Annotated in this window: 12 protein-coding genes; 8 read left to right on the forward strand and 4 right to left on the reverse strand. The window is 70.9% G+C overall.

What is annotated here, in order from left to right; genetic code table 11:
- The coding region (locus AC27LF_RS44285; RefSeq protein WP_479664896.1) for an amino acid adenylation domain-containing protein at positions 1 to 6,696 on the reverse strand (6,696 nt) is incomplete at its 3' end.
- A 490-nt stretch (positions 6,697 to 7,186) separates the two neighbouring features.
- Here AC27LF_RS44285 and AC27LF_RS44290 point away from each other — a divergent pair.
- Positions 7,187 to 8,524: a helix-turn-helix domain-containing protein gene (locus tag AC27LF_RS44290; protein WP_479664895.1), complete on the forward strand. Its 1,338-nt coding sequence runs from the start codon at positions 7,187 to 7,189 to the stop codon at positions 8,522 to 8,524.
- Positions 8,525 to 8,581: 57 nt separating this feature from the next.
- On the opposite strand, the gene AC27LF_RS44295 is transcribed toward AC27LF_RS44290, so the two are convergent.
- A complete protein-coding gene (locus tag AC27LF_RS44295; protein ID WP_479664894.1) occupies positions 8,582 to 11,284 on the reverse strand; it encodes a non-ribosomal peptide synthetase in 2,703 nt (900 codons plus the stop codon).
- A 259-nt stretch (positions 11,285 to 11,543) separates the two neighbouring features.
- Between AC27LF_RS44295 and AC27LF_RS44300 the strand changes: the two genes are divergently transcribed.
- Both AC27LF_RS44300 and AC27LF_RS44305 read left to right on the forward strand, forming a co-directional pair.
- Positions 11,544 to 12,311 carry an FkbM family methyltransferase gene (locus AC27LF_RS44300; RefSeq protein WP_479664893.1) on the forward strand — a complete coding sequence of 256 codons (768 nt, stop codon included), beginning with the start codon at positions 11,544 to 11,546 and terminating at the stop codon, positions 12,309 to 12,311.
- Between the two features lie 73 nt (positions 12,312 to 12,384).
- Positions 12,385 to 13,197 (forward strand): thioesterase II family protein, encoded by an 813-nt coding sequence (locus tag AC27LF_RS44305; RefSeq protein WP_479664892.1) that lies wholly within the window; start codon positions 12,385 to 12,387, stop codon positions 13,195 to 13,197.
- 105 nt (positions 13,198 to 13,302) lie between these two features.
- Here AC27LF_RS44305 and AC27LF_RS44310 read toward each other — a convergent pair whose 3' ends face one another.
- Positions 13,303 to 13,515 carry an MbtH family protein gene (locus tag AC27LF_RS44310; protein WP_308287558.1) on the reverse strand — a complete coding sequence of 71 codons (213 nt, stop codon included), beginning with the start codon at positions 13,513 to 13,515 and terminating at the stop codon, positions 13,303 to 13,305.
- A 338-nt stretch (positions 13,516 to 13,853) separates the two neighbouring features.
- On the opposite strand from AC27LF_RS44310, the gene AC27LF_RS44315 reads away from it, so the two are divergent.
- The 3 genes from AC27LF_RS44315 to AC27LF_RS44325 are packed head-to-tail and all read left to right on the forward strand — an operon-like array spanning position 13,854 to position 16,375.
- Positions 13,854 to 14,888, forward strand: a complete 1,035-nt coding sequence (locus AC27LF_RS44315; RefSeq protein WP_479664891.1) for a beta-ketoacyl-ACP synthase III — start codon at positions 13,854 to 13,856, stop codon at positions 14,886 to 14,888.
- Positions 14,889 to 14,903: 15 nt separating this feature from the next.
- On the forward strand, positions 14,904 to 15,140 hold the full coding sequence (locus AC27LF_RS44320) for an acyl carrier protein (RefSeq protein WP_479664890.1): 237 nt from the start codon (positions 14,904 to 14,906) through the stop codon (positions 15,138 to 15,140).
- The gene (locus tag AC27LF_RS44325; RefSeq protein ID WP_479664889.1) at positions 15,137 to 16,375 is read left to right on the forward strand and encodes a beta-ketoacyl-[acyl-carrier-protein] synthase family protein; all 1,239 of its coding nucleotides are present in this window, start codon (positions 15,137 to 15,139) and stop codon (positions 16,373 to 16,375) included. The genes AC27LF_RS44320 and AC27LF_RS44325 overlap by 4 nt, the downstream gene beginning before the upstream one ends.
- Before the next feature lie 161 nt (positions 16,376 to 16,536).
- Here AC27LF_RS44325 and AC27LF_RS44330 read toward each other — a convergent pair whose 3' ends face one another.
- Positions 16,537 to 17,610: a ParB/RepB/Spo0J family partition protein gene (locus AC27LF_RS44330; RefSeq protein WP_479664888.1), complete on the reverse strand. Its 1,074-nt coding sequence runs from the start codon at positions 17,608 to 17,610 to the stop codon at positions 16,537 to 16,539.
- Between the two features lie 443 nt (positions 17,611 to 18,053).
- Here AC27LF_RS44330 and AC27LF_RS44335 point away from each other — a divergent pair, with 443 nt between their 5' ends.
- Both AC27LF_RS44335 and AC27LF_RS44340 read left to right on the forward strand, forming a co-directional pair.
- Complete coding sequence (locus tag AC27LF_RS44335; protein WP_479664887.1) at positions 18,054 to 18,497, forward strand: cold-shock protein; 444 nt, start codon at positions 18,054 to 18,056, stop codon at positions 18,495 to 18,497.
- Between the two features lie 404 nt (positions 18,498 to 18,901).
- Positions 18,902 to 20,869: an ABC transporter ATP-binding protein gene (locus AC27LF_RS44340; protein ID WP_479664897.1), complete on the forward strand. Its 1,968-nt coding sequence runs from the start codon at positions 18,902 to 18,904 to the stop codon at positions 20,867 to 20,869.
- Positions 20,870 to 20,933 lie beyond the last annotated feature (64 nt).

The following is a 20,933-nucleotide window of genomic DNA, read 5'->3' on the forward strand; positions in this document are numbered from 1 at the left end:
AGACCCCAGCAACTCCCTCTGCCACAACGCGTAGTCCGCGTACTGCACCGGCAGCGCATCCCACCCCGGCGCCCGCCCCTCACACCGCGCCCCGTACGCCACCGACACATCCCGCGCGAGCGGACCCATCGACCAGCCGTCACCGGCGATGTGGTGCACCACCAGCACCAGCACGTGCTCGTCGCGGCCCACTCCGAACAACCATGCGCGTACGGGCGTCTCGACGGACAGGTCGAAGGCATAGCCGGCGGCTCGGGCCATCGCTGCCGTGAGATCGTCCGGGGCGATCTCCCCGGACGGAAGGTCGGGAGACGGTTCGATCGTCGGCAGGTCGATCACCGGCTCGGTCAGTGACAGGTCGCCGAGGTCGAGCAAGCGGCCGTCCTGTTGTAGCTGTTGCCCCTGCCGCACGTCGACCACGGTGAGGTCCCAGTCGAGCTCGTCGACGGGGACGATCTGCTGGTAGGGCTCCCCGTCGGCCACGGGGAACACCGTCCGCAGCACCTCGTGCCGCTCGATGACGTCCGTCAGCGCCTGGGCGAGGGCCTGCCGGTCCAGCTCTCCGGTGAGGCGTACGACGACCGGGCTGTTGTAGGTCTGGCTGGGGCCTTCCAACTGGCCGATGAACCACAGCCGGCGCTGCCCGTACGACAGGGGCAGCCGCTCCGGCCTCCGCCTCTCGGCCAAGGCCGCACGGGCCGTACCTGCTCCGGCCAGCCCGGCGGCCACACCGGCCGGGGTCGGAGCGTCGAAGAGCGTCCTGATCTCCATCTCCACGCCGAGTACGGTGCGGATCCGGCTGACGAGTCGTGTGGCCAGCAGGGAATGCCCGCCCAGTTCGAAGAAGTCGTCGTCGACGCCGACGCTCTCCAGGCCCAGGACCTCGGCGAACGCGCCGCACAGGATCTCCTCCCGGGGATCGACCGGTCCGCGGCGCGAACGGGCGGCCGCTGCGGCGTAGTCGGGGGCCGGCAGGGCCGAGCGGTCGAGTTTGCCGTTGCCGGTCAGCGGCAGCGTGTCCAGGACCACCACCGCCGACGGCACCATGTGTTCCGGAAGCCGTTCACCGGCGTACGCGCGCAGCGAGGCGGCGAGGGCCGTGTGGTCGGCGTCCTCGTCATCGGTGACGACGTATGCGACCAGGCGCACCTCTCCGGGGATGTCCTCCCGGGCGACGACAGCCGCTCGGGTGGTCTGCGGATGGGCGTCCAGTACCGCCTGGACCTCTCCGGGCTCGATGCGGAAGCCGCGGATCTTGGTCTGTTCGTCGACGCGGCCGGCGAAGACGACCTGGCCGTCAGGGGTCCAGCGGGCGCGGTCCCCCGTGCGGTACATCCGCTCGCCGCTCGCGAACGGGCACGCCACGAAGCGTTCGGCGGTCAGCCCCGGCTGTCCCGTGTAGCCGCGCGCCAGTTGCGCGCCCGCGACGTACAGCTCTCCCACCACGCCCGGCGGGACCGGTTCCAGCGTGGCGTCGAGTACGTACAGCCGGGTGTTCGCCGTCGGGGTGCCCACCGGTATCACTCCGGAGGCCGCCTGGTCCGGGGTGAGGCGGGTGGTGGCGACGCCGATCGTCGTCTCCGTGGGCCCGTAGTGGTTGAAGACGGCCCGGTCGCCGGCCGTTGCCAGGAGCTCGCCCACGAGAGCGGGCGAGGCCGCCTCACCGCCGAGGACCAGTGCTCGGGCGGGCAGTGCACCGTTGGGGCCGAGCGCGGCCACGTGTGAAGGGACCGCCTTCAGGAAGTCGATCCGGTGCTCCGTCAGGTACGCCGCGACGGCGATCGGGTCGGTGACCGTCTCCGCGTCCAGGACGTGGAGTTCACCGCCCGTGGTCAGGGATGCGAACACCACGGTGTTGCCCAGGTCCGTGGCCTGCGCCTGGAGTACCGCGTAGCGGCCGCCCGGCGTGCCGAAGCCAACCCGGGCCGGCACCGAGGTCACGTAGTTGGCCAGCGCACCGTGGGTGACGGCCACTCCCTTGGGCCGCCCGGTCGACCCCGACGTGTACATCACGTACGCGACCTGTTGCGCCCACAGGTCGACGTCGGGTGCCGTGTGGGGCGCGGCGGTGAGCTGGGCCGCCACCATGATGCCGTCCACCGCGACCAGACGGTGCCGTCCCGCCGGGAGTTCCTCCAGGATCTCCTCCGTGGTCAGCGTCAGCACGGCACGGCTGTCGCCGAGCATGAACGCGATGCGTTCAGCGGGCTGGCCGGGGTCGATCGGCAGGTAGGCCGCGCCCGCCTTCCACACCGCCAGCATTCCGGTGATGGTCTCCGCGCCCCGTGGCAGGCACAGCCCCACCACCGAGTCCGTGCCCACGCCCTGGGCCCGCAGGTAGTGCGCCAGCCGGTTCGCCCGTCCGTCCAGTTCCGCGAACGACACCGACCCACCGGACGAGACGACGGCCGTGGCGTCCGCCGTCCGTACCGCCTGCGCAGCGAACAGCTCGGGCACCAGCTCGCCCGCCGACTCGGTCGCCGTGTCGTTCCACCCGGTCAGGACCTGTGCGCGTTCGGCGGGTGACAGCACCCCGACCTGGCTCAGTCGCGTCCGGGGGGCCGTGACCAGTTCCTTGAGCACCCGGACGAACCGGTCCGCGATCCGCTGGGCGGCTCCCTCGTCGAACAGGTCCACCGCCGCGGTCAGCGCACCCCGGATGCCTGCCGGTGCCCCTGTGTCGTCGAACGCCTCACCCGCCATGACGTCCAGGTCGAACTTGGCCGCGGGCCGGGCGGTCGACATCATCTCCGCGCGCAGCCCCGGGAGTTCCATCAGCCCGTCGGCGATGTCGTTCATGGTGAGGACGACCTGGAAGAGGGGGTGGCGGGCGAGGGAGCGCTGCGGAGCCAGTTCCTCCACCAGCCGCTCGAACGGCACGTCCTGATGCTCGAAGGCCCCCAGGCCCGCTTCGCGCACGCGGCGCAGCACCTCGGTGAACGCCGGGTCGCCGGACAGGTCGGTGCGCAGCACGAGGGTGTTGACGAAGCAGCCGACCAGGTCGTCGAGCGCCTCGTCCGTGCGCCCGGCCACCGCCGACCCGATGGGGATGTCGACGCCGGCCCCCAGGCGGGACAGCAGCACCGCCAGAGCGCCGTGCAGCACCATGAACGGTGTCACGCCCTCCGCGCGGGCCAGGTCCAGCAGCCGCGCGTGCACCTCGGCGGAGACGCCGAAGGCGGCCGTACGTCCGCGGTGACTCGCCACCGCCGGGCGTGGCCGGTCCGTCGGCAGGTGCAGCTCCTCCGGCGCGCCCGCGAGCGCGTCGCGCCAGTACGCCACCTGGCGCGACAGCACGCTCCTCGGGTCGTCGTCCGAGCCCAGCAACTCCCGCTGCCACACGGCGTAGTCGGCGTACTGAACCGGCAGCTCGTCCCACGCAGGTGTCTGCCCCTCGCAGCGCGCCGAGTAGGCCGTGGAGATGTCCCGGGCGAGCGGTCCCATGGACCAGCCGTCACCGGCGATGTGGTGCACCAGCACCACCAGCACGTGCTCGTCCGTGCGGTCGGTGTGGAACAGCCAGGCCCGCACGGGTACTTCGGCCGACAGGTCGAAGGCGTGGCCGGCGGCGCCCACGACGGCGCGCGCCAGCTCCGAGAGCGGCCCGTCGGCGGACGCGGCCAGTTCGGGCAGGTCGGTCATCCGCGACAGCTGCTCGTAGGCCCGGCCGGAATCCCGGACGGTGACCTCCGTCAGCTCCCAGTCGAGGTCCTCCATGCCGAGGACCGCCTGGTACGGCTCTCCGTCCTCGGACGGCAGGATCGTGCGGAGCGCCTCGTGGCGGCCCAGCACGTCACGCATGGCGGCCTTCAGGGCCGCGGAGTCCAGCCGGCCGGACAGCTTCAGCACGATCGGGGTGTTGTAGGTGGCGCTGGGGCCCTCCAGCCGGCTCAGGAACCACAGCCGGCGCTGCGCGAACGACAGGGGCACGCGTTCGGGGCGTTCCCGTCGGGCGAGCACCACGCGGGCCTGGTCCGCGCCCGCCAGTCTGCCGGCGAGTCCCTCGACGGTCGGCGTCTCGAACACGGCCCGCATCGGCAGTTCGACGTTCAGCACGCTGCGGATGCGGCTCACGAGCTGTGTCGCGAGCAGTGAATGGCCGCCCAGGTCGAAGAAGTCGTCGTCGACTTCGACGCTCTCCAGGTCCAGGACCTCGGCGAACAGCGCGCACAGGGCCTCTTCACGGGCGTCGGCCGAACTTCGTCCCGTGTCCGCGCCCGTGGGCCGCTCCGGTGTGGGCGGGTTCTGTCCGTGCTGCTCCGGCGTCGGCAGGTTGTGTCCGTGCTGTTCCGCCTCGCCTACGCCGCCCGGGAGCTCCAGCTCGCCATCGGTGGTCCAGCGCGCCCGCATGCCGGCCCGGTACATGCGCGACCCGTCCGCCGCGAACGGGTCCGCGACGAACAGCTCCGCCGTCGCCCCGGCCCGGCCGAGGACTTCGCGCGCCACGCCGACACCGGCCAGGTACAGCTCACCGGGTACGCCGGGCGGGACGGGGCGGAGCCCGGCGTCGAGCACGTAGACCCGATTGTTCGCGACCGGCCGCCCGAGCCGGACCGAGCCGTCCCGCGCGTCGCCGGTGCCCGTCTCATGGACACAGCAGGCCACCAGCGCTTCGGCGCCGGTGCCGTCGGTCCGCCACGGGGCCGGGGCGTCGACGCCGTCGCGCGCTTCGCCCCCGGTCGTCGCCTGCGGCAGCAGCGCGCCCAGAACGGCCCGGTCGACGGGTGCCGCCGTCTGCGGGGGCAGGCCCGTCCCGTTCTCCGTCGCATACGCGACCGCGGCCCACGCGACGTGGTTGGCCAGTGCGCCGTGAGTGATTCCCACGCACGTCGGCTGTCCCGTGGTGTCGGTCGTGGGGATCACCTGTGCGAGGGTCCGACTCGGCAGACGCAGGTCCAACGGGCCGGTGCGCGGCCCGTCCAGCGGTTCCGTCAGCGACGGATCGTCCAGGGCGACCGCTCGTACCCGGCTCGACGGCAGAACCGGGAGCCCGTGGTCGGGGTCGCCGAGGCCGGTGAGGACGAGTTCCGCCCCGGTGTCGGCGAGCAGTCGGTCGATCCGCTCGGCCGGCAGGGCCGGGTCGACCGGCAGCGTGGCGCCGCCGGCCTTCCACACCGCCAGGGTCGCCACGATCGTGTCCGTGGCGCGTGACGAGCACAGCCCGACCACGGACTCCGGGCCCACTCCCCGCTCGGCCAGATGGCGCGCCAGCCGATCGGCCCGCCCGTCCAGCTCGGCGAAGGACATGCCGGTGCCGTCGACGATCGCGTCCGGCGTGCGCGCGGCCCGCGCCTCCCAAAGTCGCACCGGCGACGGCTCCGTCACCGCCTCGCAGGCCGTGCCGTTCCACTCGACGAGTACCCGCGCCCGCTCCTGCTCCGACAGGACGTCGATCCGGCCGACGGGGTCGGTGTGCTCGGCAGCGGCAAGGCTCTGCAGGGTCCGGCGGAAGCGGGGGCAGATCTGCTCCTGCGGTTCCAGGTCACGTGCGCCGCGGTGCACGTCGACGTCCAGCTGGAGCCCGGTGCCGTCCAGCCGGTCGTAGACGTCGAAGCTCAGCGTGTCGATGGGGCCGTTGGCGAGGTTGCGGGTGGTCGCCGTGCAGTCGCCGAAGCCGAGCCGGTAGTCGAACGACATGACGTTGACGATCAGGTCGCAGAGCGGAACACCACCGAGGAGCTTCAGGTCGCGCAGCATGTCCTCGTAGCGGTAGCGCTGGTGCCGGGTCGCGGCACGCACCTGCGCCGTGATCTGCCGCAGGAGGTTCCCCACGGTGGTCGACTCGCCGACGGAGAGACGGATGGGGAGGATGTTCGACGTCATGCCGGGGACCGCGAGCGCGCGGCGTCCGGAACGTCCGACGACGGGGACCCCGACGACGATGTCCCGCGCGTCCGTCGTGCGGTGGTGGTAGAGGGCCGCGGCGGCGATCGTCAGACCGGCCAGGGTGGTCCGCAGCCGCCGGGCGCCCCGCTTGAGGCCGGCGCTGTCCTCGGCGTCGATCTCGCCCCGGTGCCGGACCGGTGTCCGGGGGAGCTGCCGGGGCCGGTGCCCGTCGGACCGTCTCGTGTGCGGGAGGTCCGACAGTGCGCCCGTCCAGTACGCCCGGTCCTCCGCCAGGGCCGGGGAGCAACGGTAGGCGAGGTCCTCGTCCAGGAGGACCGCGATCGGCTCGATGATCCGGTCCTGCTGTGGATCGCGGCCTTCCAGCAGGGCCGTGTAGTTGTGCGCCAGTCGGTCGGCGAACAGCCTGCCGCTGTGTCCGTCCATCACGAGGTGGTGAGCGCAGTGCATCCAGTAGTGGCGGTCCGGGCCGACCTTGATCACGGCGTGGCGGGTGAGGGGCCCGTCGAGGACGTCCATCGGCTGGCGCATCCGGCCCAGCATCCACGCCTCGGCGGCCGCGCGGGGATCGGGCTCCGCGGTGAGGTCCAGGATCTCGACGGGATGGTCGTCCGCGTCGCCGAGGTGCTGCCGCGGAACGCCGTCCTCCAGCCGGAAGCGCAGCCGCGCCGTCTCGGCGTCGTCCATCGTGCGGCGCAGGGCTCGGGTGAGCAGGTCCACGTCGAGGGGGCCACGTATCTCCACGTACTCGCCGATGTTGTAGACCGGGTTCTCGGGGTCGAGTTGCTGTGCGTACCAGACAGCGAGCTGACCGGCCGTGAGTTCCCGGTGTTCACCTACAGTTGCTGCCATTCCTGCACACACCCCAACCGATCCGGATCATCGACTGGAGCAGCGAAGAGCAGCCGCCGTCGAGGCATGCTGAATTACCGTCCAGTCCTCAATGACAAAGCTGCGAGGAGATGCTGTTCGGCACCTCCCGGGTACTGCGCTCGGAATTCCCGCCATGGGTCGGGAATTCCGCGGAGTTCGACGTGCTCGTCCCTTCCGACCGTCGGCGGGGCGAATCAGGACACGGACATTCATCGGCGCGGCCATTCGCCCGGTGACCGGTAGCCGGCTGCCTGGCCACGGCGCGCCCCATGGTGGCAGTCCCCCGCGAAGACGGTCCAGGTCGGCTCCCCCGCGTGTTCAACTGAGTCGACGCCTCACTTGAACGCCTGCCGGTCCGGTGCGGGCGTGATCCCGCTGACACCGGAAGTCGGGCCTGCGTACGGTAGGGCGGATGAGCCGTGCCCAATAGGACAGAGAGCGGGGGGCATTGAGCGTCGACCGCATATCGATGACGCAGTTCGGTTCCGTGCTGCGAAGCGCGCGAAAGCGCGCGGGTATGACACAGGGGCAGCTCGCCGAGATCTCGACGGTGAGCATCCGCGCCATTCGCGACCTCGAACTCGACCGTACCGGCAGCCCGCGTCTGCAGACCGTCCGGTTGCTGGCCGATGCTCTGCGGTTGAACGGGGCACGGCGTGCGGAACTGGAAGCCGCCGCCGGGCCTACGGCGGTGCGGTCGCTCCACGAGGACCTGCCGGCCCCGCCGGCCCCTCTGTCCCCGCCCCTTGCCCGGGAGGAGGAGACGGCCTCGCTCATCGGGCTGCTGCGGTCCACCGGTCACCGGCTGGTCCGGGTGGTGGGCGCGCCCGGAGTGGGCAAGACGACGCTGGTGCAGAACGTCGCGAGCGAACTGCACCGGACCCGGCTCGTTCCAGTGATCTTCCTGGAGCGTCCTGAGGCGCTGCCCGGCACCAGCCCGCAGGGTTCCGCGCGTCGGCTGGTGAGCCGCGTCGCGGACGTGGTGGGCTGTGCCGCCACGGTGGACGAGGTGGCCGGCCGTCTCGCCACGGACGACGCCCTTCTCGTCGTCGACGACCGTGATCTCGACGACCGGGATCACCGGGACCTGCGGGGGCTGCTGCGCCTGTGCCGCAATCTGCGGGTGCTGATGGAGTCCTGCGACGTCGCGCCGGGACCCGCCGGGGAGATCACTTTCACGCTCTTCCCCCTCGACGTCCCGGAATGGGACCCCCGCGCCTGCGGTGCGGCAGCCGCCGTGGACTCCACCGTGACGCGGTACATGCTGTCGCGCTGCGCCCTGCTCTACCCGACGGAGGTGTCGTCCCCACAGACGGTGGCCGCGATCGCCGGCGTCTGCTGGCTTCTCGACGGGATACCGTCGGCGCTTGAGTCAGCCGCCTCCTGGTTGCTCATCTACGAGCCCACGGAACTCCTGCGCATGGCGCAGGCGTCCCCGGCACGGCTGGTGATGTCTCCGTCCCGGACCGATGCCCCGCTCGTCGTCTGGATGCGTGACGCCCTCGCGTCGCTTCCGCCGTTGCAGCGCGACGCCCTGCGCAGGCTGGTCGACTCGCGGCCCTGGAGGGTGAGCGACGCCGTCACGCTGCTCGCCGGTTCCGTCACGGATGCGGAGAGCGCCGTGCACGCGTTGCGCGCACGCGGTCTGGTACGCCGTGTCCCGTCCGCGCTCGGGAGCGCGCAGCGGTTCGTGGTGCTCAACCTGGTGCGCCACCTCGTGCACTCCGAGTTCGGTACCTCCTCCCCTGCCTGCGGTGTGCCCGTCGCGTGGACCGGGGTTCGTGACGTCCAGCCGCTGACGTCATGAGCGGAGCCGGCTGCCGGCGGGGATCCCAGGGGCCGTGCGTCGCCGTTCCCGGGCCTGTCAGCGGTCCGCCGCTTTGAGGGCCGCCACCACCTGGCGGATGGTGGGGTGGCGGTAGAACTCGCGCAGGCGGAGGGTGGGAATCCCTTCGGCCCGCATCGCCGCGGAGCTCTTCACCGCGACCATGGAGTTTCCTCCGGCCTCGAAGAAGTCGTCGTCGAGACCGACCGGGAAGCCCAGGAGCCGTGACCACAACTCCTGCAGCCAGGCCGCCAGTTCGTCGTCCGCCGTCGGCGTGGCGTCCTCGGCGGCGCCCTTGGTGATCTCGGGGGTAGGCAGACGCGCCACATCCACCTTGCCGCTCGTGGTCAACGGCAGGGCATCCACCTGTGTCACCGTGGCCGGGACCATGTAGTCGGGCAGGACGGCGGCGGCGTGTTCGCGGACGGACCGCACATCACCGCCGTCCAGCACCACGTAGGCGTCGAGGCGCAGGCCGGACGAGCCGCCCCCGTCGGTGGAGCCCACGACGACCGCTGCGGCCCGGACGGCTCCGTCCTCCAGCAACACCGTGCGGATCTCGTCCAGTTCGATCCGGAACCCCCGTATCTTCACCTGGTTGTCCAGGCGTCCCAGGTGTTCCAGTGCCCCGTCCGGCCGCAGCCGTCCCCGGTCGCCGCTGCGGTACATGCGGCCACCGTGGTGCGGGTCGGGCAGGAACCGTTCGGCGGTCAGGTCCGGTTGGCCGACGTAGCCGTGGGCGACGCCGGCGCCGCCGACGCAGATCTCGCCCGCGACCCCGGGCGGCAGCAGCCGTCCCTCGGGATCCATCACGTAAATGTGCCATCCGGGCAGCGGTGCGCCCACCGAGCGCGTCGCGCCGAGCGCCAGGTCACGTGTCACGGTCTGCGCGCTGACGTGCACGGTGGTCTCGGTGATGCCGAACATGTTCACCACCCGGCACCGGTCGTCGGGGTACGCATCGAACCAGGGCAGCAGCATCCTGGCGTCCAGCGGTTCACCGCCCAGGATCACCAGCCGCACCGCGAGGCCGCTGTAGTCGACGGACAGCAGGTTGGCGAGGGCCGAGGGCGTCTGGCTGAGCACCGTGACGCCGTGAGCGACCATGAGGTCGCGGAACCGGTCGGGTTCGCGCGAGGTGAGGTGGGGCACGACCACGAGACGGCCGCCGGTCAGCAGGCAGCCCCAGATCTCCCACACCGAGAAGTCGAAGGCGCTTGAGTGGAAGAACGTCCACACGTCCGCCGCTCCCAGCCCGAAGTCGGCGCGGGTCGCCTGCACGAGACTCAGCACGTTGCCGTGGGGTACGGCGACTCCCTTGGGCCGCCCGGTGGAACCGGACGTGTAGATCACGTAGGCGGTGTCGGCGTCCCCCGTGCCGCGCTGCCCGCCGGGGGCGTCGGGCGCGTGGTCGTCCGCGAGCAGCTGGTCGGGTGTGGCCCGGCGGTGGTCGTCCTGCGGGAGGTCGGGGCGCCGGGTGACCAGCAGGTGTGCCGCCGAGGTCGCCATCATGTGGGCGACCCGTTCGGCCGGGTACGCGGGGTCGGCCGGGACGTAGGCGGCGCCGGCCTTGTGCACGCCGAGCAGCACGGCGACCAGTTCCGCCGACCGGTCCAGGCACACTCCGACGCGGTCGCCGGGGCGGACCCCCCGCGCTCGGAGGCCGGCCGCGAACATGTCCGCCAGGTCGTCGAGTTGGGCGTAGGTGAGCCGCACGTCGTCGTCGGACACCGCGACAGCATCGGGAGCGGAGGCAACCACCCGGGCGAACGCCTCGTGCACGGTTTCCGCCGAGGCCGGCAGCGCGGGCAGGGACCTGCCCAGGCGCACGATGCGGTCGCGTTCCTCGTCGTCGAAGAGCTCGGCATCGGCGGCAGGAGTCTGCGGTGCCGTCGACGACTGCCCGTACACGTGGGCGACGTGCCGGGCCAGTTGCTCACCGGTCGTGGGACCGGCATGGCTCAGCAGGTGGTCGCAGCGCAGCCACAGCCCGCGGTCCGCCCTGCGGACGAGGGAGAACGTCAGGGGGAACACCGGCGCGAGTGAAGGGAGGTATGCCTCGCCCTCGCGCAGCGGTTCCCCGTCGCCGCCCGGCAGCGTGCCGGCCACCACCGGGGTGTCCACAAACGGGTGCGGCTGCCGGTACACCTCGTCGAGGGTGCCGTTCACCCGTACGGCCACGGCGCCCTCGTCGGATCCGAGGACGATCTCATCGGTGTCGTCGTCCGCATAGCGTCGCAGCGTCACGGCCAGAGCGGTGCGCAACCTCGTGTCGTCGGCCGGCGCGTCGGACGGCAGGGCCGCCCAGGCCGTGGCGGACCGGTCGCCGTCGCCCTCGCCGAACCCCCAGCCGGGAGGGGCGTCGTTCTTGGTCGTCGGCGTGCCCGCGGGACCATCGGCGATGCGCTTGAACTCCGCGCTCACCGCCTCCTGGTTCCCGTCGGCCAGCTCGGCGACCAGGCGCCGCAGTCCGGACGTGTCCAGCAGGACGCGGGGGGCCACGACGACCAGGTCGGCCGATCCGTCCGGGCGGCGGAGCAGCAGCGCCTGCACGGCGTCCCCCGCTCGCGCCGCTTCTCCGCACCACATGTCCGGGGCGCCGGTTTCTCCGGTCACCGGAGGTACGTCCACGACGCGGAGGTCCGGCACATCGCCGACGCCCGCGAAACGCTCCCTGACGAATTCCGCCCGCGCGGGATCAGTCAGGCGGAGCCGGACGGCGTGCTGCTGTGCCCTCACCATGGGTGCGCTCCTCCGCGTCGCCGAGTCACCCGAGTACGGTACGAGGTCCCGCGCACGCTGAACGGCAGTTCGGGCGGCGACTCGTAGGCAGCGCGCACACCGCCTTGTCCCCGGAGGGCGGCCCGGCGCCCGGGGAAACTGCCTCAGGGATCGCCTCCCGTACTGCCGGTGCCGGAGTCGGCGGGACCCTAATCTCGGTGCGATGACAGCAGGTGGAGGAACTCCCACGGCTCCGGTCAGGAGAAAGCTCCCGAACGGGATGCATGTCTTCAGTCTCAACGGCAACGAGACGGATTACCTGTACGGCGAGATCTTCGACGACGAGTCCTACGTCCCACCGCAGGGCTGGCGCATGTCCGAGAAGCCGGTGGTTCTCGATGTCGGCGCCAACATAGGCCTGTTCACGCTCTTCGCGACGCAGCAGTGGCCCGACGCACAGGTCTTCTCCTTCGAACCGGCACCCGACGTCTTCGACGCCCTCCGGCGGAACACGGGCCACCTTCCCGGTGTGCGCGTCCACAATCTGGCCCTGGGCGACGAGGATCAGTCGCGCGAGCTGACCTACTACCCGAACTACACCATGATGTCGGGCTTCGACGCCGACCCGGCGGTCGACAGGGTGCTCGCCTCGGCGTTCATCACCAGCGCCGCCGACTCGCTCGACGAGGAGCTCCGGGAGGAGTTCATCCAGGAGGCGAAAGACCTGGTGGAAGACAGTCTCGACGAACGGCGCCTGGTGCGCTGCGAGGTGCGGCGCGTGGAGACGTTCGCCGAGCGGGCCGGCATCGACCGGATCGACTTCCTCAAGGTCGACGTGGAGGGCTTTGAACTCCGGGTGCTGCGGGGCATCGGCGACCGTCTGTGGCCGGGGATCGCCAACGCCGCCGTCGAGGTCGCCGATCGCGGTGGGGCGCTCGATGCGGTGGTCTCGCTCCTGGAGAGCCAGGGCATGACCACCTTCGTCCGGCAGGCGGCGGAGTACCGCACCACCGATCTCCACACCGTTTTCGCATGGCGGGTGGCGTGAGATGACGGATGTTTCTCCCGCACCGACACCCAAACCCACACCCGCCCCCTCAGCCGCACCCGCACCGCCACCGGTGCCGACACCACCACCGGCACCGGATCCGCGGGCCCTGCTGTCCGCCAAGCGGTGGGTCGTCCGTCCTAGGCGGACCGAGGATCCGGGCATCAGAGTCTTCTGCTTCCCGCACGCGGGCGCCGGGGCGGCCGTGTTCACCCCGTGGGCCAGGCGTCTGCTGCCCGAGGCCGAACTGTGCGCCGTGCGCTACCCGGGGCGGGAGAACCGGATCGACGAGCGGCCGTTCGACGACCTCCACGCATTGGTGGACGCGCTCGAACCCGTGGTCGCGCCGCTGACCGACCGGCCTTTCGTGTTCCTCGGGCACTGCTCCGGCAGCGTCGTCGCGCTGGAACTGGCCCGCCGCATCCGCGAGGCGCAGGGAAGGCTTCCGGCCGCCCTGTTCGTCTCCTCCATCGCGGGGCCCGTCCGGCATTCCTCGGAGTCGATCCACCTGCTGCCGCGGGAGGCGTTCTTCGAACGTGTAGCGCTCTACGGCGGGATCGACGCCTCCGTGCTCGACGACCCCGAGATCATGGACGTCTTCGAGCCGACGCTGCGCGCCGATTTCCGTATCGCCGAGGAGGGAGCGCCCGGGCAGGCGGCACCCCTGGACGTCCCGATCACGGCGGTGGGCGGCCGGCACGATCCCTTCGTGAGCTTCGAGGACCTGGCGGCCTGGCGCGAGGAGACGAGCACCGCGTTCTCCCTCCATCACATCGACGCCGGTCACTTCGTCCTGAACCAGACGATGGAGCGGATGGCGGACGCCCTGCCCGACCTCCTGCGGCGGACGGGCGTGACCGTACCCGCGCCTCGCCCGGCGGACTAGAAGGCCGCCCTGGCAGCACAAGTCGGCGGCACGGCGGCGCACACATGCCCGTGCCCCCGGCCCGACGTTGGAACGTCGGGCCGGGGGCACGGGCCTTTCGAATGCCTACTTCTTCTCCATGGCCTCGATCAGACTCTTGGGACGCATGTCCGTCCAGGCCCTCTCGATGTAGTCGAGGCATTCCGTGCGGCCCGCCTCACCGAACACCGTCTTCCAGCCGTCCGGCGCATCCACGAAGACCGGCCAGAGGGAGTGCTGCCCCTCCTCATTGACCAAGACATAGTAGTTGGCATCGGGGTCGTCGAATGGATTCGTCACCACGCCGTCCCTTCCGAGGTAGTCAAATCAGCCGGCCGGTCAGGGCCATCCCCCGATCAGCAACGGTTGGAGGCTAATCAATCAGCGGCGGCACCACACCCATCGTTCAACTGCGCCGCCGCACCAGTTGAACAACTCACCCCTTCCCACCTGCGAGTTCACAGCATCGACCGGCCTTGGAAGGTGACGCGGAAAGTCCGTTACGCCGATACGTGAAGACCATTTCGGGCCACGGTTGTGCACGGATCCGGAAATGGATACCGTCGCCGGACGATTCACATCACCTCATGCCACGGAACTGCCGTGCCGATCGCGCACGCACTTCGGGAGGCGGCTGAATGAGCGCGTCACGCCTCGACATTGGTGCCCGGAGGGATTCAGAACCCCGGGCCGCGGCCGTGATCTCCGGACTGGGAACCTGCCTTCCGTCGAGAGCGGTCCACAACACCTCATTGGCGGAAGGCATGGACACCAGTGACGAATGGATTCGCACCCGTACCGGAATCCAGTCCCGCCGGCGCATCGATCCGGAGCTGTCGGTGCTCGACCTGGCCTGCGAGGCCGCCGGAAACGCCCTGCGGTCGGCAGGGACCGACACCGTCGACGGCCTCGTCTTCGCCACGACGACACCGGAGCGCCCCTGCCCCTCCGCGGCACCCGAGATCGCGACCCGCACGGGACTGGGACACGTCCTCGCCTTCGACATCTCGGCCGTCTGCAGTGGGTTCCTGTACGCGCTGACGACGGCCGGCGCTCTGATCACGGCCGGGACCGTGGACAGCGTCCTGGTCGTGGCGGCGGAGACGTACTCACGCATCGTCGACCCGGCGGACCGGTCCACGGCCGTCCTCTTCGGGGACGGGGCCGGGGCGGTCGTACTGCGCTCCGGGACGATCGGCGAACCCGGGGCGCTCCTCGCCCACGACCTGGGCAGCGACGGCACTGGCGCGGACCTGATCCGGATCCCCGGCACCCGCGAACAGCGCACCGGACAGCGCTGGTTCACCATGTCCGGACGGAAGGTGTACCTGCAGGCCGTCGACCGCATGGCGGAGTCGGCCCGGCGGGTCATGAAGGACTGCGGCTGGAGCCCCGGAACCCTCGGCATGCTCGTACCGCACCAGGCGAACGCACGCATCATCGAGGCCCTGGCCGGCCGGCTCGGACTCCCGCCGGAACACGTGCTCTGCGCACTCGCGCACACCGGCAACACCGCGGCCGCCTCCATCCCGCTGGCCCTGGCCGGCGCGGTGGCCGACCGCCGACTGGAACCCGGGGCCCGGACCGTGCTGACCGCCTTCGGCGGCGGCCTCAGCTGGGCCTCCACGGGACTGATCTGGCCACAGCTGACCGCCGTCACCTCAGAGGTCTGAAAGAAGGAGCCACCTGTGTTCATCGACTACCTCACCACCCTCCTCGGCACCGTCTACAAGGTCCCCGGAGTCATCGACCCCGACAAGTCGTTCACGGAACTGGAAGTGGACTCGCTGTCCCTGGCGGAGCTCGGCGCGCACCTGGAGGAGGAACTCGGCGTGACGGTCGACGAGGAGGAGCTGACCGGCTCCACCACCGTCACCGAGCTGGCCGGGCTGCTGCACGCTCGCGGGGCGGTCGTACCGGCATGAACGGACGAAGACAGCAGCACCCGGATGTGGTGATCACGGGCCTGGGGATGGTGTCGCCCGCCGGAACGGACACGGCGACGGCGTGGAAGGCGGCCTGTGCCGGGCTGCCCACGGCGGCCCCCGACGCCCGGCTCGACGGCATGGCCGTGGACTTCAGCTGTGCGGTGTCGGCGTTCGACGCGAACGCGGTACTGGGGACCGACGCACGCCGCATGGACCCCTTCACGCAATACGCCGTCGCAGCGGCCCGCGAAGCCGTGGCGGACGCGGCAGCGGACGGTGGGGACTGGGACCCGGCCAGGGTCGGGGTGCTGATCGGTACCGCCGTGGGCGGCCTGGAAACCTGGCTGGAGCAGTCGGCGCGGCTGCGGAACACGGGGCCGCGTGCAGTCAATCCGCTGACCGTCCCGAAGGCCATCGGGAACATGGCCGCGGCCACGGTGGCCCTGGACCTCGGCCTGAACGGACCCACGCTCGCCGTGGCCACCGCGTGCGCCTCCGGCACCACGGCGCTGGGTTTCGCCCTCGACCTGTTGCGCGCCGGCCGCTGCGACGTCGTACTGGCCGGTGGCACCGACGCCGCGATCACCCCGCTCCTGTCCGGCGCCTTCGACCGGCTCAAGGCACTGTCCCGGCGCCGCGACGAACCGTCGTCGGCCTCCCGGCCGTTCGACCGGCACCGCGACGGCTTCGTCCTGGCGGAAGGGGCCGCGGTGCTCGTGCTGGAGCGTGCGGCGGACGCGCGGACCCGTGGCCGACGCCCGTACGCGACGCTCCTGGGGTACGGCGAGTCCACGGACGCCCACCACCTCACCTCGCCCGATCCGGGCGGGAAGGGCGCGCGGCTCGCCATGCGGAACGCGCTCGCGGACGCCGGGGTGGCCGCGTCGGACGTGGCTCTGGTCAACGCGCATGCGACGGGCACGCCGCTGGGCGACGCCATCGAGGCACGCCTCATCCACAGTTTCTTCGGCCCGCACACGGCGGTCACCTCCACGAAGGGGGTGACGGGGCACATGCTGGGAGCCGGCGGCGCCGCCGAGGCGGTGTTCACGGCCCTGTCCGTCGAACAGGGTGTCGTCCCGCCCACCGCCAACTTCGATGAGCCGGGGGCCGACATCGCCGACATTGACATCGTGCACGGCGGTCCGCGGTCCGTCCCGGTCCCCGTGGCGGTGAGCAGCTCGTTCGGCTTTGGCGGGCACAACGCCGTCGTCGTCCTGGGGCGCGCCTGAACGAGGCGCACGAGGAGTGGGGGTTGGTCGCCGCGCACGGGGCAGGGGCGTCAGACGCGCAGGAGAGCCCGGGGTGTTCGCGGCCCCACGAGGGCACGTAGGACTCGCCCGGGCTCATCAGGTCTCGTCAGGGACTCCCGCGCCGGTTCCCGGCGCGGTCCTCACTCGGCGCTTTCGTCGAGTTCCTGCGCGATCTCCAGCCAGGTCTCGGCGTACTGGCGGGCGAGGTCGACGACGAGGTCTCCGCAGTGCGACGGCACCGCGGCGGCCAGCTTGGACCAGCCCCGCTCCTCGATGGCGTTGCGCTGAAGTACCCGGAACAGGCGCCGGTCCTCCTCCCTGTGCCGCAGCGACGGATCGCTGAGCAACCTGTCGAGGAGGGCGGCGGGATCGGGGACGGGCAGCCGGCTGCCACGCGCAGGCGGTCGCGGTCCCTCCGGTGTGGCGTGCAGCGGCAGGATCGGCTCCACGGCTTCGGGTTCCGTGCGCTCTACGCCGAGCGGGGCCGACTGGGGCGTCTGCTCCGGGACGGGCGGCTCGCCGGCCAGGAGCCGTCTGCGGACGTCGCTCACCGTCGCGGGCGAGACACCGGCGAGCCTCGCGATCTCGCGCAGCGACGCCTGCGGACGCTCGGCGATCAGTCGGGCGGCCCGCTCGCGGCCCTCGGCGCTGTTGAGGGGGCGCACCTTGCCGTCCCTGCCGATGCGTGCGCTCAACTGGGCGTTCCCGTCTGCCGAGTTGCGCCGTATGGCGGCGACCGTATTGGCTCCCAGGCCGGCGACCCTGGCGATCGCACGGTCCGACATCGCGGGATGCGAGGCGATGATGCGCTCGGTCGCGGCCCGGCGGTCCCCCTTCGACAGGGGGAGGCCGTGCGTCACGTTCGCCTCGACGGCCCGCAGGAACGCCTCCTCGGCGGTGCCGTCGAAGAACTCGACGAGGATGGTCGCCTCGCCCTTGCGGAAGGCGGCCGCAAGCCGGTGCATTCCGTCGATCACGCGCATGCTGCGCCGGTCCACCAGGATGGGAGGGAGCGGGGTCTCCACCGCCGCCAACCGGGCCACGTGCTCCGCGGCCTGGCCCTCTAGACGCGGAGAGTCCGCGGGAAGGAGCGAGGCGACCGGAACGGACGTGACCCCGCGCACGGCCGGGGCGGGAGCCGCGGCGGACCAGGCCGAGCCGTCTCTTTCTCCGGAGGATTCTGGATAAATCGAGTCGAAAGCGCTACGCTTCATTCCCCGCTCCCCCACTGACGAAACGTCTTGTTCTTGACGACGACTTTCGGCAGAAAGTCTGCGACCGCCGGGCAGTGAGGGAAATGCGGAATCAATGCTGTCGAACTCGCGACCAGTACACCGGTAGCGGTTTCATCAACTCACCGCCACTCCTCCAGAACGCCCGAAACTGCATTCGAACCTACATCCGGCGTGCGGTTCGGGCAACTGACCAAGAACAATCCGCCGACGTCACGAGAAGGCGTTCAAGTGCGGCACGGCGGCGGTTGAACACCCTGTTCCACCGTCGGTCCAGGTAGCTGTCCAGGTCCGGAGTGGGCCACCGGCGGCGCACCCGTCGGGGCGGCCCACCGGTGCGCTCGCCTCCGCGGGCGCCCCTGTCCTATCTTCTGCAGCATGACGCTGATCCGGGCAAGGGGTTGGTGGGCAAGGGGTTGGTGGGCATGGTTACCGGTCGTGTGGTGCGGTTCGACAGTGTGCGGGGTTTTGGTTTCATCGCTCCCGATCACGGAGGGGACGACGTCTTCCTGCACGTGAACGATCTCCTGATCCCCGAGCACTACATTCGCTCGGGCCTCTCGGTCCAGTTCGAGGTGGAGGAGGGCGACCGCGGGCTCAAGGCCTCGGCGGTCCGGCTGGCGGAAGGCGCCGACGTCAAGCCTCCGGCCTTCCAGACGCCCGCCGGCGCCGCCGCGACCCTGTCGTCGGAGCCGGCCAGGCAGGCGGTTGACGACTCCCTGTGCGACGTGCTCGCCGCGAACGAGTACCTGCACGAGGTGACCGAGGTGCTCCTGTCGACCGCTCCGTCACTGACGGGGGACCAGATCGTACGGATCCGAGCCGGATTGCTCCAGTCCGCCAAGAACCACGGCTGGACCGAGGGCTGATCGACTGCGCCGGGGGAGCTACGGCTCCCCCTCATCCCACCCCCACCGTTCACGGCCTTCCGGCCTCTTCGGGGCCCTCGCGCGTGTGACACCGTTCCGCGCTGACACCCCGAAGCGCCGCGATCTCTTTCTCCGAGCTCGGCACCCTTCCCGCGCCGTGGGACGAGCACCCCGAAAACGACCGCATGAACGGTCCGTCCGGTATTGATCGGGGCAACCGTGCAATGCATCGTGGATGCCACGGTTTTCTCATCATGGAATGCTGCGACGGCGATTTCAGCACACCGCAGAATTCCGGTCCTGGTCGCCGGATGTTGACCCGATGTCTTCTCTCCACCCGATGCGGCGATGCGAGAAGAACAGAGAGCGAGGCAGTTTCCGTGACCGTGCTAAACCGCCCGTCCATGGGCCCGATACGGCTGCGGCCGGGCGACGAGTCGCTCCAGCGCCAGCAGGTCAGACCGGGAACGGTGCGGCGCATCCTCCCGTACGCCCGGCCATACCGCTGGCAGGTCGCGCTGTTGCTGACGGTGACCGCCGTCGACGCCTGCATCGCGGCCGCCAGTCCGCTGATCCTCAAGTACATCATCGATCACGGCATCCTGCCCGGGCACCTCGACGTCGTCGTGTGGCTCAGCCTGGCGCTGGCGGGACTCGCCCTGGTGAGCGCCGGGGTCGTCTACGTCCAGAGCCGGTGTTCGGGCCGGGTGGGTGAAGGAGTCGTCTACGAACTGCGCACCCAGGTGTTCGCGCATGTGCAGCAGCAGCCACTGGCGTTCTTCACCCGCACGCAGACCGGCAAGCTGATCAGCAGGCTCAACACGGACGTCGCCGGCGCCCGGCAGGCCGTGACCACCCTGCTCACCCAGGCCGTCTCCACGGTTCTGACCCTGGTCCTGGTCCTCGGCGCGATGTTCTACCTCTCCTGGCAGATCACCGTGGCGGCCCTGGTGATGATTCCGCTGTTCCTGATCCCCGCGCGTCTGCTGACGCGTCGTATGCAGCGCATCACCAGATCGCTGATGGAGCAGGACGCGGAGATGAGCTCGATGATGACCGAGCGCTTCAACGTCTCGGGCGCCATGCTGGCCAAACTGTACGGCCGTCCCCAGGACGAGGAGGAGCTGTTCGCCGGCAAGGCCGCCCAAGTCCGCGACCTCGCGGTCAAGTTGGTCGTCTGGGGGCGGCTGCTGCCCATCATCGTCACCATCCTCACGACGTTCACCACGGCCCTGGTCTACGGCCTGGGCGGCGCCCTCACCATCGACGGTGCCATCGAGTTCGGCACGCTCGTGGCGATGGTGGCCCTGTTGATGCGGCTGTACGGCCCGGTCAACGAACTGTCGACCATGCAGGCGACCGCCACGGTCGCCCTGGTCAGCTTCGACCGGGTCTTCGAGGTGCTCGATCTGAAGCCGCTGATCACCGAGCGCCCCGGTGCCAAGGCGCTGGGCCTCGAAGCCGGCGCCGAGGGCGACGGGGGGCCGGCCAAGGACGCCCCGGACATCGAGTTCGAGGCCGTGTCCTTCCGGTACCCCAGCGCCGACGAGGTGTCGATGGCGTCGCTGGAGGCGGCCGCGAGCCGCAAGCACGAACGGTCGGACGCGGCCCCCCAGGAGATCCTCCACGAGTTGAGCTTCCGCGCTCCGGCCGGGAAACTCACCGCGCTGGTCGGCCCGTCGGGGGCCGGCAAGACGACCATCACCCAGCTGGTGCCCCGTATGTACGATCCGAACGCGGGCACCGTGCGCATCGGCGGTCACGACATCCGCGAACTGACCCTCGCCTCGCTGCGCGAGAACGTCGGTGTCGTCACTCAGGAGTCTCACCTCTTCCACGACACCCTCCGCGCCAACCTGACCTACGCCCGTCCCGGAGCCGATGAAGCGGACCTGATCGAGGCGTGCAAGGCGGCGCTGATGTGGGACACCATCAGCGCGCTCCCCGAGGGCCTCGACACCGTCGTCGGTGACCGCGGCTACCGCCTCTCCGGCGGTGAGAAGCAGCGGGTGGCCCTGGCCCGGTTGCTGCTCAAGGCTCCCCCGATCGTCGTGCTCGACGAGGCGACCGCCCATCTGGACTCGGAGTCGGAGGCGGCGATCCAGCAGGCGCTCAAGACCGCTCTCGCCGGCCGCACCTCGCTGGTGATCGCCCACCGGCTGTCCACCATCCGTGAGGCCGACCAGATCCTGGTCGTCGAGGACGGACGGATCTGTGAGAGCGGAACCCACGAGGAACTGCTGGCGGAGGCCGGGCTCTACGCCGATCTCTACCACACGCAGTTCTCCCACCAGGCGACCGAGCGCAAGCACGCCGGCCGCCGGCCGTCGCCGTCCGCGGTGATCGCGGGAAGCGCCCAGTCAGGGGCCTGACCGGCCCCGTCCCGTTGAACGTCGAGGTGGGTCCCCACACCCGGTGACCCACCCCGACGTTTGC

This window comes from Streptomyces diversicolor (genome assembly GCF_057537855.1).